The following is a 17,472-nucleotide window of genomic DNA, read 5'->3' on the forward strand; positions in this document are numbered from 1 at the left end:
AGATGGTTTTTTGTCACTAGGTTATTAATATAATAGTTTTAGATTTTTTTCGGGGCTTTTATGCATTATGCATCGGTCAATTTTTTAATTATTTCATCCAGGTGAAAAAATAAACTAATTGCTCTTGTTGCTAATCCATTCTGCAGCTTTTCTCATACGCTCTACGGTCTTTTCTTTGCCCAAAAGGACGATTATGTCAAAAAGACCCGGCCCTACAGTTCTGCCGGTAATGGCAAGCCTTGTAGGGTGTATTATCTCTGAGGCTTTAAGACCCATTTCATCGGTTATACTTCTTAAAGCTTCTTCTGTTTTATCATGAGTAAAATCTTCTAGTTTTTCTAATGCCTCTGCACCCAGCATTAAAAGCTTCGCAGCGTTTTCTTTTGTAAAATGTTTTCTAACACCCTTTTCATCATACTCGGTTATATCTTTGAAGAAAAAAGCTATACCGTCCGCCAGTTCATCTAAGGTTTTGGCTCTGTCTCTGGAGATTTCAACTGTCTTTTTAATGTATTCAAAATTGTTTTTAGCATATTCTTCAGTAATAATACCCTTATTAATCATAAATGGTATTGTTTGCTCTGTTATATAATCTAAATCGAGTTCTCTCATATAATGGCCGTTTATCCACGCAAGCTTTTTCACGTCATAAATTGCAGCTGTCTTATTAACTCTTTCTAAGGTAAATTCTTTTATTGCTTTATCCATACCAAAGATTTCTTCTGTTCCTTCCGGCGACCAACCCAGCAGTGTCAGATAGTTTATAATCGCTTGTGCAAGATATCCTTGGTCTCTGAATTCTTCTACTGATGTTGCTCCATGTCGTTTACTAAGTTTACTGCGATCAGGTGCTAGTATCATGGGTAAGTGAGCAAACTGGGGAAGTTTGTATCCTAAAGCAAGATACGTTTGTATTTGTTTAGGAGTATTCGAAAGATGTTCCTCTGCTCTTATAACATGACTTATCTTCATTGCGTTATCATCCACTACACAAGCAAAATTATATGTAGGAATACCATTGGATTTTACAATTATTAAATCATCTAAGGTGGAATTGTCAAATACTACTGTGCCGCGAATTAGATCTTCGACTACTGTCTGACCTTTTTCCGGCATTTTTAGTCTTATTGTATAAGCTCTTCCTTCATCTTCAAATTTTTTTCTTTCTTCCGGGGTAAGGTTTCGGCAGCGACCATCGTATCTGGGAGGCCTTCCGGCTTTAAGCGCAGCCTCTCTTCTTTCGGCAAGTTCTTCAGGCGTGCAGTAGCAATAATATGCTTTTCCTTCTGCAAGAAGTCTATCAACCTCTTTTTTATAAATGTCAAGGCGCTTTGACTGAAAATAAGGTCCAAAAGGTCCACCTTTTTCAGGCCCTTCGTCCCAATCCAGGCCCAACCATTTTAATGAACGTATAATCTGATTGACAGATTCTTCTGTAGATCGCTCTGTATCAGTATCCTCTATTCTTAACACAAAAACTCCATTATTATGTCTTGCATAAAGCAAGTTAAAAAGCGCTGTCCGTGCGCCACCGATATGCAAACTTCCAGTGGGGCTCGGTGCAAATCTTACTCTTACGTTGTTTGACATAAAAACACTCCTATCTCAAGTAAATAGTGCTGGACAAAAAATTTAATCGCTTAAAACAGTATAGCATTATAATTTATGCTTTACAAGAATTAGCTCTTTAGACTGTCAAATATCGCTTTACAATTTCATAGGCTTTTAGTAAAGGTATATTGTTGTTTTTTGCAAGAATCTTCATATCTTCATACTCAGGTGCAGCTTTTATTGTTTCATCGCCGATTTTAGCTATTTTAACTTTAAGATTCCCTAAAGGGGTATTTATCTCTTCTATTTTTCTGGAAAGCTTTATACGACCTGCAAGTAATTCTCTTACTCCTAAAGTCGTGGTTTCTTTAAGTATTATCTGAGATAAATGCTGTTTCTTATTTGGCGCGCAAAGACACGTAAGTTTTACGGCCGGCCTGCTTTTTTTCATTATTATCGGCGTTAAAAATACATCTAACGCTCCTTCCTGAAAAAGCCTTTCTATAATGGCTTCATATAATTGAGGGTTCATGTCGTCTATATTAGATTCTAATATAGCTACGGCATCTCTTTCCAAGCCCTCCGCATACTCGCTTTCCATTCGGTCAAGTTCCTTTAGCAGCACTGCTCTTAAAACATTTGGAGACTTTCTTTCGGCTTTTCCGAGCCCATAGCCGATTTTCTCAGGAATCCCTAAGGGCATGCTGCCAAATTTATCTACAAATATATTTAAAATAAGAGCACCTGTAGGTGTTGTAAATTCCCCTGCTTCTTCTCCAGAATATATAGGGATGCCTTCTAAAAGTTCTAAAGTAGCCGGTGCGGGCACAGGTAAGATACCATGGGCACAATTAACCGTCCCTGATCCTACATTTATGTGAGACGCATAAACCTTCGTGGGATTTAGCATACTTATAAGTGTACATGCTCCTACTATATCGACTATTGAATCGATGGCTCCTACTTCGTGAAAATGAATTTCCTCAGGAGGTTTTCCATGAACCTTACCCTCTGCTTTAGCCAATTTATAAAAAGCTTGCTTGCTCTTTTGTTTTATATCATACTCTAATGCGCTGCCATCGATTATCGCATATATATCTAAAAGATTTCTGTGGGGGTGGTGTTCATGAGTTTTTACTACAACATCAGTTCCTGTAATCCCACCTTTTATTCCCTTTTTTATTTCTATGCTATATTCGTCATTTAAAGGAAGAGTCTGGAGTTGTCTTAAAAATCTTTCCTGATCGAGGCCTAAATCCAGCATAGCTCCTAAAAACATATCACCACTTATGCCTGAAAAACAGTCCAGGTACAAAATTGACACATTTATTCCTCCTTGTTGGCCAGCCGATTAATTTGGTGGGCTACATAAGCAGCACCAAAACCGTTATCGATGTTTACTACAGAAATTCCGCCTGCACAGCTGTTGAGCATTGCAAGAAGAGCGGAAAGTCCTCCGAAATTTGCTCCATATCCAACACTTGTTGGAACAGCAACTACAGGTTTATCTACAAGGCCTCCGACTACACTAGCCAGTGCCCCTTCCATTCCGGCTACAACCACTATAACAGTAGCTGATTGAAGTGCATTCACGTTCATAAGCAACCGATGTATGCCAGCTACTCCCACATCATAAAGTCTTTCTACCGGGTTTCCAAAAAGTTCCGCAGTTACAGCAGCCTCTTCTGCAACAGGTATATCGGATGTGCCTGCTGTTACAACCGCGATTGTGCCTGTATTTTGGGGTACTTTTTCCCTTATAATGGCAAAAATTCGCGCATCCTCATAATATTTTGCATCAGGTGCAATCATTTGGACATCGTGAAAGGTTTTAAGATCTGCTCGCGTGCCGATCACATTACTTCCGTTTTTTGCCATATGTCTTGCTATTTCTACAACTTGAGATGTGGTTTTACCTTGGCAGTATATTACTTCAGGTATTCCGCGCCTTAGCGCTCTATGGTTGTCGATTTTGGCAAAATCTAAATTTTCATATGGTAACTTTTTTAGCTTAAGCATCACATCTTCGGTTGTAAGTTTGCCTGTCCTTAGCTTTTCTAATAACTCCCTTAATTTTTCTTCCAAAATAGCTTGTCCTCCTCTTTTAGCTCATCATTCATGCTTCCGATTCTATATCCGTCAAGATCTATTGTTACATATTTAAAGCCGAGCCGTCGAAACTCATGAGTTATTTTATCACGAAAATTTCTTTCTAAAAACTTGTTTATTTCTTCGGGCAGCACTTCTATTCGTGCCAAATCCCCATGACTGCGAACGCGGAATTGCCCAAAGCCTTCAGCGCTCAATATTTCTTCTGCATCCGAGACTCTTTTTATTTTTTCTAAAGTAATCTTTTCACCATAAGGAATTCTCGAAAAGAGGCAGGCAGCAGAAGGTTTGTTCCATGTAGAAAGCTTTAGTTTTTTTGAAGCTTCGCGAATTTCTTCCTTTGTTAAACCGGCTGACTTTAACGGGCTTTTAATTCCAATCTCCTCAATAGCCTTCATACCAGGCCTGAAATCTGCTGTATCGCTTATATTAGAACCTTCTACTACGTTATCATAACCTCTACTGCTTGCAGCAGAAATTATAACTGATAAGAGCTTTTTCTTGCAGTAATAGCAGCGATTCGGCGGGTTATTTGCAACATCAGGAATATCTAAAACGGTTAATTTGACAATTTTATGTTGCAAGCCAAGTTCTTTTGTGAATCTTCGAGACTCTTCCAAATCTTTTTTTGAAAGCCCTTCAAAATCAGCAGTTATTGCAAGCACATTATTTTTTCCAAGCGTATCTGTGCACATCCTTAGTAAAAAGGCGCTGTCTGTGCCACCTGAAAACGCAACCGCTAAGCGCTTTAATGCTTGAATTTCATCTTTTAGCCGATCTATTTTTTGTTCTAGCATTTATTTGCTCCTTCATTTTTATGTAGGATATATTCCGCAGGAAAATTCTTCAATTATCCTATCGCTCAAATGTCCATAACGTTTTAGTGCTCTGTTATTTTGTATAGATAGTGTCAAGGCCTGTTTGCTGCCTACCAACACAAGCAATCTTTTAGCTCTCGTAACCGCTGTATACAATAGATTTCGCTGAAGCATTACATAGTGGGACGTAGTTATCGGTATTATAACCGCCGGAAATTCACTCCCCTGGCTCTTGTGGACGGAAAGGGCATATGCAAGATTCAACTCTTCAATTTCCTGTCCGCAATATGTTACATTCTTTTCTTGTTGAATATCCTGAAATGTAACAGTAACTATATCATCATCCTCATCAATATTCGTTATGCGGCCTAAATCGCCGTTGAAAACCTCTTTCTCATAATTGTTTTTAATCTGCATAACCTTATCGCCTTCCCGAAAAAGCTGTCCATGGTATTTGCATTCTTTTTTGGAGGTAGAAGGCGGATTTAAAATATGCTGCAGGCGCTCATTTAAATTTATTACGCCCACAATGCCTTTTTTCATTGGTGTCAGAATTTGAATATCCTCAAAAGGATCGAAATTTCCATAGTTAGGAAGTCTTTCTTTAACCATTTCAAGTATTGTCTCTAAAATGTCCTCAGGGGAAAGCACCTGTTCAAAAAAGAAATCTTTGTCTTTTACGTTAAGATACGGAAAATACCCCTTATTTATCCTATGGGCATTTACAACGATCATGCTTTCCTGTGCCTGTCTAAATATCTCATCTAGGACTACTGTCGAAATCTTATCACTTTCAATAATTTCTTTTAAAACACTGCCCGGTCCCACCGATGGAAGCTGGTCTTTATCTCCTACTAAGATAAGGCGGGCTCCCGGTTTTACGGCAGACAGCAGATGATACATAAGAGTTATGTCTACCATTGACATTTCATCAACTATAATTACGTCTTCCTCCAAAAGACTTTCCTGATTTTTCCCAAAGGCCATGGCACCATGTTCAAATGCATTATATTCAAGTAACCTGTGGATTGTTTTTGCTTCTTTACCGGTAGCTTCTGCCATGCGTTTTGCAGCTCTGCCTGTAGGCGCAGCAAGGGCTGCTTTAAGTTTGTGTTTTTCAAAGAACTTAAGTAAGCTCTGAATTGTAGTAGTCTTTCCTGTTCCAGGCCCCCCTGTTATTACAATTACGCCATTTTGTGCAGCTTTTTCCAAGGCTTCGCGCTGGCGCTTGGCAAGTTGGATTTTGCACAACTTTTCTATTTCATTTATAGTTTCGTCCGTTATTTCAAGGGGTTTGTCTATCATTTGGGCAAGTAAAAAAAGTTTACGCGCTATAGATTTTTCCAAATAATAAAAAGCAGCCAGGTATACCTCACTGCTACCCCAGCTTCTATCGATAACAATTTCTTCTTTTTCTTCTAATGCTAAAAGCGGCTGATTTAAAAGTTCACTTTCAACTCCCAATAATTCTGAGGTTTTATAAAGCAGTTTATCGGCAGGAAGAAAGACATGGCCTTCATCAGCTGCCTTGAGCAATGTATATTTTAAACCTGCTTCTAAGCGCTCCATAGAGTTATTTTCTATGCCCATCTTTTGAGCAATGTAATCAGCTGTTTTAAAACCTATACCCTCTACTTCGTCAGCCAGACGATACGGATTTTCCTTTAAAACCTGAGTTGCTTTCTCCTTATATTTTTTATATATCTTTACGGCTACAGCCGGTCCAATACCATATTGCTGTAAAAACAGCATAATATCCCGAATTTCCCGTTGTTCTTCATAGGATTTAGTTATCATATTCAATTTTTTTTCACCAATACCGGGAATTTTTAAAAGTTCATCAGGATAACTATTCAAGATCTCAAGGGTTTTTTCGCCAAATTCATCGACGATCCTTTTAGCCGTAGCAGGACCTATCCCCTTAATTGCTCCGGAGGCTAAATATTTTTCTATGTCATTTATTGTAGCCGGCGTAATTACCTCATAAAATTCAGTTTTAAACTGGTAACCGTAATCTTTATGAAGTATCCAATCCCCCTTCAGCTTTAGCCTCTCTCCTGTTTCAAGGCAATGAAAATATCCCACTGCCGTAACTGTTTCATCTTTATAATCCTCGTTATCGTTTACGGAAAATTTTATAACGGAAAAGCCGTCTTTCTCGTTGTAATATGTAATTCTCTCAACTATACCACTTAATTCGATCATTGACTGCACTCCAAAATGTTTTTACGTAAATGCTGCTTATTCTCAGCCTCTGGTTTATTTTAGCATTTTTTGAATATACCTGCAACTACCGGAAAATCAACGTCATAAAAGGCCGGCTTTTAAAATGTTTTAATTGAGATAAAAAAAGACCCTTGCTTTCAGGGCCTCGCCATGAAAGAAGGGGGGCTTAAAACTAAGGGTAAATCATTTAAGAAGAAATAGGGCTTTCATGTTTTTATTATAAGCTTAATTAGCAAAAATTGGTATATCTCTGTTGCCCTATTTTATTAGGCTTTTAGGCCTATATCTCTGTATATACAGTAGCCTAAACAAGACCGTTTTTTATAGCAAAGACAGCTGCTTGGGTTCTGTCCATAAGATCCAATTTGTGCAAAATGCTACTTACGTGGTTTTTTACTGTTTTCTCGCTTATACCAAGAGCGGCAGATATTTCTCTATTGCTCATTCCTTTGGATATATGTATTAAAACTTCTCTTTCTCTTGCTGTAAGATTTCTTTTAAGATCATGATTTGATAATGGCTGTGTTAAACGATTGTATTCTGCCACTAGCGCCCTTGTCAAGTTTGGCTGTATGTAAGTTTCACCTCGGCTGGCGCTTCGCACGGCTGAAATGAGGCCTTGAGGCTCTATGTCTTTAAGGACGTATCCTGATATCCCTAACTTTAGCAATTCAAGAAGATACTCCTTGTCATCATATATTGTCAAAATAACTATTTGGGAAGTCGAGTTTTTTTCCTTTAATGATTTTGTCACTTCTATCCCGTTTAGCTTAGGCATATTTATATCCAAAAGAAGCACTTGTGGCTTTCTAGTAATAACTTTTTCAACAGCTTCAAGGCCGTCAGAAGCTTCATCTATTACCTCGATATCATCTTCCATCTCCAAAATTTTTTTTAGGCCTTTTCTCATCAAAACATGGTCGTCAGCTAATATAACAGTAATTTTTTCCAAAAACAAACACTCCTCCATAATTAGTTGCCAAATGGAATACTTACAAATACTTTTGTCCCCTGACCAGGTTTAGACTCAATATTGAAAGAACCATCTACCAGGGCAATTCGTTCTTTTATTGTCATAATGCCAAAATGTTGCCGTGACTCCTTATTTGAATTTTCCTGATTTATCTCAAAGCCAATTCCGTCGTCTGTTACTGCAAGATTTACTCTTCCATCGCTAAACTCCAGCTTTACATAACAATTTTTTGCGCAAGAATGCTTCTTTACATTTGTAAGTATTTCTTGCAAAACCCTAAAAATAGTAATTTCAACATCGGGATTGAGTCTCATTCTATCCCCAAAAAACCGAAACTCTGTTCTTATCCCGGTTTCCTCTTGAAATTCTTCGCAGTACCTGCTTATTGCGGCTCTTAAGCCTAAATCATCTAAAGAAGACGGCCTTAAATTGAAAATAATTTTTCTAAGCTCCTGCAAAGATGCTCTTACAACCTCCTTGAGTTTTTCAAGTTCCTTTTTAGCTTCATTCAGGTCTTTCTCCATAACTCTTTCGCAAATTTCTGCCTGTATAACTACATTTGCAAGCGTTTGAGCCGGGCCATCGTGGATATCTCGAGCTACCCGCTGCCGCTCTTCTTCCTGTGCCTTTATTATTTGAGCCGCCAGACTTCGCCGCTCATTAATATCTGCCAGTTGGCTCGACATTTCCTTTAAATCGCCCTTTAAGAATCCTAAAGCTACTCCTAGCTGCATTACTAAATGCTCAGATTGATTCAAAATATTGAGCATACTTCTTAAATTGCGTTCAAGATCATTTCGCTTTTCTCTAAGCTGTATCTCTTTTTGGCGCTCTATAGAAAGTTGTATTTGAATATTTTTCGCTTCTTCATAGGCAGCTTTAATGTCTTCTTCCGAATACTTTTCGAAATCTCGGCTTACCGTCATTAATTTAAATTTAGCAGCTCGCTCAAGTTTTACTAGATTGTCTACTCTTTCAATAACTTCCTTTACTTGAATCTTTAGCTCTGCAAGTTCGTTTTTCAAGCGTTCGCATTCTTGCTTTGCATGCTCAAATATGCTAAAAATTTCTTTTTGACTTTTCTCGATTGTTTCAATGGTGTTATTTAGTATTTTATTTAGATATTCTGCATTTAATTTTGATTTATTCATGGCAAACTCCAAAAATTTATAAAATAGTTTATGTCTGCTGTATATATTCGCTAAAATATACGAATATCCCTGCTTCAATAATAATTTAACGTTTAATTTTGGCCCCAATCTAAGTAGATTAAAATATATCGAGTAAAAAGCAGCCTTTTTAAAGGCTGCTTGCTTGTGCTTTTAATATGTCAACTTTATCTAATTTTTCCCAAGATAAATCTAATTCTTCTCTTCCAAAGTGTCCATATGCCGCAACTTGTTTATAGATTGGTTTTCTCAAATCTAGGTCTCTTATGATGGCTCCGGGGCGAAGATCAAAATTTTGTACAACCAGCTTTTCTATCTCTTCATCCGGCAAAATGCCTGTGCCAAAGGTATCAATCATCACAGAAACCGGTTTTGCAACACCTATTGCATAGGCCAGCTGAATCTCGCATTTAGAAGCAAGGCCTGCTCCTACAATATTTTTAGCTACGTAACGGGCAGCGTAAGATGCAGAACGGTCTACCTTAGTCGGATCCTTTCCTGAAAAAGAACCGCCGCCATGCCGTGAGTAGCCGCCATATGTATCAACTATGATTTTACGGCCTGTAAGGCCTGAATCTCCATGAGGCCCGCCGACTACAAACCTGCCGGTAGGATTAATAAAAATTTGTGTTTTATTGTCCATAAGATGGGCTGGAATAATCTTTTTTATAACTTCTTCTATAATTCCCTCTTGAAGGGTTAAAAGCTTAACCGAAGAACTGTGCTGCGCCGAGACCACTATTTTGTCCACCCTTACAGGTTTTGAATTTTCGTATTGAACCGTTACCTGAGTCTTTCCGTCGGGCCTTAGAAAAGGAAGCACATCATTTTTCCTGACTTCAGCTAACTTGCGAGCTAGTTTATGTGCAAGAGAAATAGGCATCGGCATAAGTTCCGGCGTTTCATCTACGGCAAAGCCAAACATCATTCCCTGATCTCCGGCACCGATTTTTTCAAGTTCGTCTGCAGCACCTTCTTTTTCACGCGCCTCATAAGCACAGTTAACGCCCATGGCAATGTCAGGGGACTGCTCTTTTATGCTTGTAATAACCGCACAGGTATCGCAATCAAAACCGAATTTTGCTCTCGTATATCCTATTTCTCTTATAGTTTCGCGAGTAATACTGGGAATATCAACGTAACAATCCGTAGTAATTTCGCCAATAACCAGCGCTAAACCTGTAGTTGCAGCAACTTCGCAAGCAACTCTTGCCTGCGGATCATTTGCAATAATGGAATCAAGGATAGCATCAGCTATCTGATCACAAACTTTATCCGGGTGTCCCTCTGTTACTGATTCTGAAGTAAATAAGAAATTTTTCCCCATTTTATACCTCCTCGTTGTTTATCTTCTCTTTTATTTTAACCTATTTAAATTAGACCGAATTTTGCTCTCGCTCCTTACATTGCTTAAGGCCATTACTAAGCTCTCAATTATCAGACCTTGAATAAACGGATGGCAGCAGAGCGGCTTCATATCCATATTTAAAAATGCACATAAGGTCAATTTCGCAATGTCTCGACAGTTTGACCTTTCTAGGAAATCAGCAGAAAGCTCCAACATCCGCTTTATTATATTTATGTTTGGTTCTATAAGCTCTTCGGTAAAATTTCTAAAGAGATTTTCTGATTTTTGATAACTCAGTTTCCTCATCTGGCGTATGTGCTTTGCTTTGCTTTCTTTGGCATAAGCACAGACTCTAGGATCTCTTACAAACCAATCGTCGAAGTAGCCATAATCTATTAAACCAAAAGTTTTTTTCAAACAAGCATCATCATTTTTAATAGCCTCTAAATCATAGGTTTCAAATTTAGGGCGATACCTTTCATATTTTATGATATCATTTAGCTCGACAAGATATTTCCAAAAATAAAACTGATAAGGAATTCGGCTGCCTTTTGTTTGATTTACTAAAAGGGCATCTCCTAAAAGTGCCACAACATAATCGAAATCGCACTTTTCAATAAAAGTTGTTTTTGAAAAATCATTTATAGAAGAGTTAAATTCGCGGGCAGTTAAATCTGATACTCCCCAACAATCAACAACGCCTAATTCGGTATTAACAAGCAAATTTACAAAACTTAGCTTTTTGTATTTAAACGGATCTTGCCACACCATCCAAATCGACCTGTTGCCTGTACCATCTATAGCAGAAACAAATGCTTTTATAGGTCTTTTTAGATTTTGCCATGGCTCAAAGTAACTCATAATTACCCCGCTTAGTCTGAGCCTCTGGGCTTCGCGAAAAGCTAATTTTCGTATTTTATCATCCTTGGATTTGTTAGCCAGTTTAAAGAGCACGTAAAGCGCTTTTCCGGATTTAATTTTCCCAAGCGCTTTTACGGCTTCCTGTGCTAAAAGATAATCGTCGGCAAATGCTATAATTTCAAGTAAGTATATAGACCTTTCGTCTCTTAAGTCACCCATATCTCTGATATATGCTGCTCGCATCTCGGGAGAGAATTCATTTAAATCATCTAATATATGTGGAATCAAAAACGGATCTTTCTGAACGTCTTCAAACATTTCCAGCATAGAGTCAGAGGCTACTTTATCAAAATCTTTCAGAATAAATTCCAGAGGAAGATCTGCCGCATCTACGCCATAACGTCCTAGTACAGCAATTATTCTTGCTTTTATGCGATCAGAAACATCTGTCATGATTAATATTTCAAGTAAAGGCTCCAGCACGCTTATATTGTTGGCGTATTCTAAAGCATAACAAACTATCGGGGCCATTTCTTCATCATTTTCTCTAAGCTTGGCAAGGCAAATAGGTATTACTGTTTCGTCTCCTAAGTTGAAAAGTTTTCCCATTGCTTCATCCATTTCCCAAAGCGTAAGATCCTTGTCCTTTAGTGATTTTAAATAGTCTAGTATACGTTTTTTATACAAAAGTCGGTAATCGACTTTGACAAAGGCCTGTTTATTTGTTTTCTTTTGCATTGCCTGCTCCTTCCTTACATCTTAAGAAATTCATCTTATACATTATAATATAATAAGACGGTTTTAGCAACGGATAACAACTTCGTCAAGTAGGGCCAAGATATTGCAAAGGTTGTATATAGCATTATAAATCACTTTACGGAATTTATCCACACCTTTTGTAAAATTAGCTTGTCAACGCCCTTAATATTTCTAGATTTGCGGCCTCGTTAAGACGATTTCGCCATATATCTTCATTTGTAAGCAATATTTTATCTCCTGGTAGCATCCATTCTCCGCAAATATCTACTGCAAAAACATAAGTGTTATTTTTTATAGTACAAATCAGGCGTTTAAGCCCTGCTATGCTCATGGTGCCTTGATCCCAACCAGTTGCGGCATCTTGCGGGCGGAGCACATCTTTATCTATGCTTATATAAACAGGGGTTTCAATCCTTGATAATTGAGATGCAATTTTAGATATCAAGAGTTTTTCTGGCTCATTTTCTGTAATAAAGAGCAGATTGCTCTCTTTGAGACTATATTTTTCTATTGCAAAATCTCCGGCATCTACTCCGACTATTATGCATTTTTCTATTTTGCCCTCTTTTATAAGCTCTGCAAGCCATGATCCACAACTTATCAGATGAGGAAAAGTTTCGTACATATCAGAATGATGGTCAATTAAAATCAGAGAAATTTTTTCAGGCAGATTGCTTATTAACGAGAAGGAAAGATGGTGAAAATCACTTGAACCTAAAAAGCTTATTCCTCTAGGCAGTTTCTTTAAATGGTTGGAAATTTCCAAAAGTCTGCTTTTTTGGCTACAAAATCTTAGTTTATCAAAGCCTGTTAAGTCCACAATATTATCAGCTTTTTTTAATAGTTTTTCCTGAAAGTCTAAACTATTGTCCACCTTTATTATATTAATAGGCATTCTCACAGGATCACAACTTTTCATATACTTTTTAGATTATAAATCTTTATACTTAATATTATCATAAAACAAAATAAATAAGTATTCAGTGCATAAAAAATAAAAAGCACGGCGTTAGTTAGCCGCGCTTTCATGAAAATTTAGCATTGTTCAAATCTGCCTTTAAGTTTTTCCATCACACCAGGTAATGTAGTATATTCCATTTCGTCAAGGGGCAATCTATGAGGTTCAAATGGACCCATCTGTCTTATGTAATCGGCAACTTTGAGAGCCTTTTGTCTAGCCATATCAAAGGCTACGTCTGCGAATAAGTCTTGTGGACCATGGAGTTTTCCGTTGGCTAGCTGAAAGCCCATTGCAATTACTCTAGGCGGACCATCGAATCGGGTAGGAAGCGCCTGTTTTTGTGATACCGGCATAAGCGGCCCATAGTGCGAACCACGCATCCAACCTGCTACCAAGTGGGGATTTGCAAAAGGTTCCAGGACTTCTCCAACAGCTGGCAAACCGCTTTGACACCGAACTATGAGCACAGGATCGTCTTTACCTACATAGCGGCCGGCCATTTGATTCATTTTTTGCGTTGAAGACACGGCCGCTATCTCGCCTTCCTTGGTATAAATGCTTTTTACGACATATCTATTAGATGCGCCCAAGAAAATCAGTAAATCATAAAGCTCTTCAGGACAGGCAAAAGTTACTTTTTTGTCTTTTATAAGGTCGAAAACTTCAAATCGGAAGCCTGAATGCATTTTTGGATCTATCACAAGCCCAATGGTATTAAATGGGTCAGCAAATATCTTATAAAGCGGCAGATTCCAAGCTCCCGGTTCAGTCTTATCCGCCATAAAAATCACTATTGGCTCACTTGGCCGTTCCTCAAATTCCATCTCAGCAATTCCCGGTCCCATGCCTTTCATATTACCAGAAAATGCATCTGATAAGAGATCTTGTCCTGCTCCATACATTTTTAGGCTTTTTGCTACTTCAGTACAGCTGAGAAAAGTATCCCAAGCCAATGTGTGAATTTTTTCAGAGTTTATGCCCTCTTTGTGTGTCATTATAAGATTTATATCATCACCGACATTTGTAACAAAACAATCTACTAACAAATCTTTTCCTTTCTCTTTTAACATTTCCTCCGCTTTTTCCAACATTTTCGGATGTACGCTACCATGCCCAACAAAACCGCCTACATCGGCTTTAATTACTGAAAGAGTTATTTTAGAGTTTATCATGTGATACCTCCTGAATATAATATGCTATTCTATTTAATATAAAATAGCTAAATGTGTTATACTTAATATATATTCGCTATACTATTTAATATTCCTTCATAAAATTAAAGTTTTAATATATTTAATAATTAGATAATTATAAGTAAAGAATATGCAGTATGTGTGCAAACTCTTACAAAAATAGTTTAGGCGCACATACTGCATAGTATTTGCTATATATTTAATTTGCTTTTTTATTTTTCGATGCCATCGCCTTTTCTTATATCAGATAGAATTTCCAGTACCTGGCTTTTATAAGATGCCGGAGTTTCAACAAAGCCCCAGCCCTTTTGCGGCTGAAAAATTCCGTCATATGCGGCATCATGATACGTTCCGATAAAGTGCGGTATGTTACGCTCAACCAACACTATATCTAAAAGCTTTGCTTCGATTTCGTTCTCTAATGTTGCGATTTTTACTATTTCTTCCATAGCTATTCCTTCTTTTGAAGTAGTATACCCTGCCTTAGAGGTTATTTTAGCAATAAAGTTATAATAACACTAATCGTTCCGATTAATACAGCTATCACAGAACCAACAGCCCATTTATTTAAAGCGTCAAATTTATCCTCTATCCTGTCGAACCTTTCTTCTACTTTGTTAAACTTTGCATCTACTTTGTCGAACCTTTCTTCTACTTTCTCAAACTTTGAGTCTACTTTATTAAACCTTTCTTCTACTTTGTCGAACCTTTCTTCTACTTTGTCGAACCTTTCTTCTACTTTGTTAAATCTTAAATCGGTTTCCTTTTTCATAGACTCAAATTTTTCGTCTACTTTATCAAACCTTGCATCCATTTCCTTTTTCATAGACTCAAATTTTGCATCTACTTTATCAAACCTTGCATCGGTTTTATCAGATAAATCTTTTATTTCTTTATGAACTGCTTCAAACTTTGCATCCACTCTGTCAAATTTTGCATCCATGCGGTCTCTTAAATCGTTTATTTGCTGTGACAGATAAAAATAGCCGGATTCATAAATCTTCGGTTCATGAGTTTCGTTTGGCCGCTGTTCATCATTCCCTGTGCCATTAGCACCGATTTCTTTTTCTGCCATATCCATCACCCTTCCTCCTGTCTATGACCATTATAGCATGAATTTCTATAATTTTCTATTAAACATCATGCAAGGATAGTGAGGTCTTTTTTCTGCGTCAATATGAATTTTTCCTGCAAAAAATCTAAAAACCGCTTATACGCAGCTTTGTGACCCAAAAAATATTACATTTTTAATTTTTAGTATGGCAAGTAATTTAAAACCCTACAAACCTATCAGAATAAAGGCTTGTAGGGTTTTCATTATTATTCCCACTCGATAGTTGCCGGAGGCTTTGATGTTATGTCATAAACTACGCGGTTTGCATCCTCTACTTCACTTGTGATTCTTTTTGAAATTCTGTCAAGTAAATCATGGGGAAGTTTTGCCCATTCGGCAGTCATTGCATCTTCGCTTATTATTGCTCTTACGGCAATAGTATGTTTATATGTGCGTTTGTCTGCAGTTACACCTACGCTTTGAATGTTCGGGAGGATTGCAAAGGCCTGCCACAGTTCTCTATAAAGTCCCGCTTTTTTTATTTCATCAGTTACAATAAAATCGGCTTCTCTTACTATATTGAGTTTTTCTTCGGTTACTTCTCCCAACACTCTTACTCCGAGCCCCGGCCCGGGGAATGGATGGCGATATACTATCTCTTCGGGAATTCCCAATTCAAGCCCTATTTTTCGTACTTCATCTTTAAAAAGTTCTTTTAGAGGTTCTATTAATTCAAAGTTTACATTTTCTGGAAGTCCGCCAACATTGTGATGGCTTTTAACTGCTCCTGCTATTGGGTTTACGCTTTCAATTATGTCAGGATATATTGTTCCTTGAACTAAAAAGTCAATTTTTCCGAGTTTCGATGCTTCTTCTTCAAACACCCTGATAAATTCTTCTCCAACTATTTTTCGTTTCATTTCGGGATCTGTAACACCTTTAAGCTTATCAAGAAAGCGCTTAGATGCGTTAATTGCTATAAGATTCATATGAAACTTATCCCTGAATGTCTTTATAACTTGCTCCGGCTCGTTTTTGCGCATAAGGCCGTGATCTACAAAAATGCACGTCAAATTGTCACCTATTGCTTTATGAACTAAAACTGCCGATACTGATGAATCAATGCCGCCGCTAAGAGCGCAAATTGCTTTTTTATCTCCTACCTTCTCTTTTATAAGATTTACTTGTTCTTCAATAAAAGCCTTGGTAGACCATGTTCCACTGCATTTTGCAATCCCAAATAAGAAGTTATTTAAAATTTCACGTCCACATTGAGTCAAACTTTCTTCAGGGTGAAATTGAATGCCGTAAAGGTTTTTCCCGTTTCCAATTGCTGCAAACTGAGTTTTCTTAGTATGTGCAAGCACTTCGAATTCTTCGGGAAGTGAACTGGGTAAATCGCCACTGTCCATTACAACTGTTATCTTCCCATCGATGCCTTGAAATAAACCCTTTGGCATGTCTATAATAAGTTCTGATACACCACTTTCCCAGCTGCCAGATGCTTCGATTTTTGCACCAAAGGTCTTTAGCATTAGCTGCATTCCGTAGCCTATAGCCAAGACCGGGATATCGCTTCTAAAGATATTTTCATCGCAAAAAGGTGCATTCTCACTATAGACGCTCATCGGCCCCCCGGCTAAAATAATTGCTTTGGGCTGCTTTTCTAATATTTTTTCCAGCGAAGTTGAATATGGTAGTAATTCACAATAAACCTGAGCTTCTCTTACTCGCCGTGCCACCATCTGGGCATATTTACCACCAAAATCAAGGATTATAACTGTTTCCCTTGCACGTTCCATGCTATCCCCTCCAAAAGATTTTACCTTTTTCACTCAACAATTATCCCACAAAATCTTATATTTTTCCATGAAATTTTGGCTCTAACATATATTTTTTTATTTCTATTTTACTTATATATTTATATGTAATTCTTTTGCCATTATATCATAGATTTTAAACTTCTGATTTGCCTTATCTTGGATGACGGATTGTTTTTGTCTCTAAATACAACAAGTGTCGTAAGTATCTTGCCACGTTATTCTTATACCTTCGCTCGGTTTGTTTTTATGCTGTAACTTGCTACAAACCATCCTAAAAAAATTCCTATGATATAGCCAATTATTGTAAATATCCTGGGAACATTATTTGTGAAATATATAAAACTTCCTGCACATCCGGTAACTATTACTCCAACGAGCATGGAGGTGCACACTGCCACCCCAAACTTGAAAAATGTTTCTATTGTCTCAAATTCTAGAGTTTCGCCGCTTCTCTCCAATTTATTGCGGTCAAACAATAGTTTTGCTGCAACAAGCATTATTATTGCTGAAATAATATGAAATACAATAGGCACCTCTTTAATGTTGCTTAATATCCCCGGCATAGTATATGACCCAAAAATATTTAAAAACTCGTCAATTACAGCTATGCGATATCCCCACATCGCC

14 protein-coding genes and 1 pseudogene are annotated in these 17,472 nt (G+C 37.6%); all 15 read right to left on the reverse strand.

Features of this window, described 5'->3' with window-relative positions:
- Positions 1-114 precede the first annotated feature (114 nt).
- Positions 115-1,590, reverse strand: a complete 1,476-nt coding sequence (gene gltX, locus BUE08_RS05280; protein WP_059032492.1) for a glutamate--tRNA ligase — start codon at positions 1,588-1,590, stop codon at positions 115-117.
- 97 nt (positions 1,591-1,687) lie between these two features.
- Entirely contained in the window at positions 1,688-2,875 is a 1,188-nt protein-coding gene (gene larC, locus BUE08_RS05285) for a nickel pincer cofactor biosynthesis protein LarC (protein WP_059032493.1), read from the reverse strand.
- 2 nt (positions 2,876-2,877) lie between these two features.
- Positions 2,878-3,639, reverse strand: a complete 762-nt coding sequence (gene larB, locus BUE08_RS05290) for a nickel pincer cofactor biosynthesis protein LarB (RefSeq protein WP_114272602.1) — start codon at positions 3,637-3,639, stop codon at positions 2,878-2,880.
- Complete coding sequence (larE, locus tag BUE08_RS05295) at positions 3,621-4,457, reverse strand: ATP-dependent sacrificial sulfur transferase LarE (protein WP_059032495.1); 837 nt, start codon at positions 4,455-4,457, stop codon at positions 3,621-3,623. The genes larB and larE overlap by 19 nt, the downstream gene beginning before the upstream one ends.
- Before the next feature lie 18 nt (positions 4,458-4,475).
- Positions 4,476-6,683 (reverse strand): SF1B family DNA helicase RecD2, encoded by a 2,208-nt coding sequence (gene recD2, locus BUE08_RS05300; protein ID WP_059032496.1) that lies wholly within the window; start codon positions 6,681-6,683, stop codon positions 4,476-4,478.
- A gap of 325 nt (positions 6,684-7,008) precedes the next feature.
- Positions 7,009-7,656 (reverse strand): response regulator, encoded by a 648-nt coding sequence (locus BUE08_RS05305; protein WP_059032867.1) that lies wholly within the window; start codon positions 7,654-7,656, stop codon positions 7,009-7,011.
- 20 nt (positions 7,657-7,676) lie between these two features.
- Positions 7,677-8,828, reverse strand: coding sequence for a sensor histidine kinase (locus BUE08_RS05310; protein WP_286680526.1), 1,152 nt, complete (start codon positions 8,826-8,828; stop codon positions 7,677-7,679).
- A gap of 148 nt (positions 8,829-8,976) precedes the next feature.
- Positions 8,977-10,173 (reverse strand): methionine adenosyltransferase, encoded by a 1,197-nt coding sequence (gene metK, locus BUE08_RS05315; protein WP_059032498.1) that lies wholly within the window; start codon positions 10,171-10,173, stop codon positions 8,977-8,979.
- Between the two features lie 30 nt (positions 10,174-10,203).
- A complete protein-coding gene (locus BUE08_RS05320) occupies positions 10,204-11,793 on the reverse strand; it encodes a HEAT repeat domain-containing protein (protein WP_059032499.1) in 1,590 nt (529 codons plus the stop codon).
- Positions 11,794-11,959: 166 nt separating this feature from the next.
- On the reverse strand, positions 11,960-12,709 hold the full coding sequence (locus BUE08_RS05325) for an arginase family protein (RefSeq protein WP_059032868.1): 750 nt from the start codon (positions 12,707-12,709) through the stop codon (positions 11,960-11,962).
- A gap of 140 nt (positions 12,710-12,849) precedes the next feature.
- Positions 12,850-13,947 (reverse strand): fructose-1,6-bisphosphate aldolase/phosphatase, encoded by a 1,098-nt coding sequence (gene fbp / locus BUE08_RS05330; protein ID WP_059032500.1) that lies wholly within the window; start codon positions 13,945-13,947, stop codon positions 12,850-12,852.
- A 233-nt stretch (positions 13,948-14,180) separates the two neighbouring features.
- The gene (locus BUE08_RS05335; protein WP_059032501.1) at positions 14,181-14,417 is read right to left on the reverse strand and encodes a hypothetical protein; all 237 of its coding nucleotides are present in this window, start codon (positions 14,415-14,417) and stop codon (positions 14,181-14,183) included.
- Positions 14,418-14,458: 41 nt separating this feature from the next.
- Entirely contained in the window at positions 14,459-15,049 is a 591-nt protein-coding gene (locus tag BUE08_RS05340; protein WP_286680527.1) for a hypothetical protein, read from the reverse strand.
- Positions 15,050-15,288: 239 nt separating this feature from the next.
- On the reverse strand, positions 15,289-16,824 hold the full coding sequence (gene guaA / locus BUE08_RS05345) for a glutamine-hydrolyzing GMP synthase (RefSeq protein WP_059032520.1): 1,536 nt from the start codon (positions 16,822-16,824) through the stop codon (positions 15,289-15,291).
- A gap of 242 nt (positions 16,825-17,066) precedes the next feature.
- Positions 17,067-17,472 (reverse strand): annotated as a pseudogene (locus BUE08_RS05350) (ABC transporter permease subunit); the annotation flags it as partial.

The organism is Tepidanaerobacter sp. EBM-49 (assembly GCF_001896645.1).
In the GTDB taxonomy this organism is placed as follows: Bacteria; Bacillota; Thermosediminibacteria; order Thermosediminibacterales; family Tepidanaerobacteraceae; genus Tepidanaerobacter; species Tepidanaerobacter syntrophicus.

Excerpts from the sequence above, each read along its gene's own strand:
- recD2 (WP_059032496.1), bottom strand. The coding sequence starts at position 6,683 with ATGATCGAATTAAGTGGTATAGTTGAGAGAATTACATATTACAACGAG.
- larE (WP_059032495.1), bottom strand. The coding sequence starts at position 4,457 with ATGCTAGAACAAAAAATAGATCGGCTAAAAGATGAAATTCAAGCATTA.
- BUE08_RS05335 (WP_059032501.1), bottom strand. The coding sequence starts at position 14,417 with ATGGAAGAAATAGTAAAAATCGCAACATTAGAGAACGAAATCGAAGCA.
- metK (WP_059032498.1), bottom strand. The coding sequence starts at position 10,173 with ATGGGGAAAAATTTCTTATTTACTTCAGAATCAGTAACAGAGGGACAC.
- BUE08_RS05310 (WP_286680526.1), bottom strand. The coding sequence starts at position 8,828 with ATGAATAAATCAAAATTAAATGCAGAATATCTAAATAAAATACTAAAT.
- guaA (WP_059032520.1), bottom strand. The coding sequence starts at position 16,824 with ATGGAACGTGCAAGGGAAACAGTTATAATCCTTGATTTTGGTGGTAAA.
- gltX (WP_059032492.1), bottom strand. The coding sequence starts at position 1,590 with ATGTCAAACAACGTAAGAGTAAGATTTGCACCGAGCCCCACTGGAAGT.
- BUE08_RS05325 (WP_059032868.1), bottom strand. The coding sequence starts at position 12,709 with ATGCCTATTAATATAATAAAGGTGGACAATAGTTTAGACTTTCAGGAA.
- BUE08_RS05340 (WP_286680527.1), bottom strand. The coding sequence starts at position 15,049 with ATGGATATGGCAGAAAAAGAAATCGGTGCTAATGGCACAGGGAATGAT.
- fbp (WP_059032500.1), bottom strand. The coding sequence starts at position 13,947 with ATGATAAACTCTAAAATAACTCTTTCAGTAATTAAAGCCGATGTAGGC.
- BUE08_RS05320 (WP_059032499.1), bottom strand. The coding sequence starts at position 11,793 with ATGCAAAAGAAAACAAATAAACAGGCCTTTGTCAAAGTCGATTACCGA.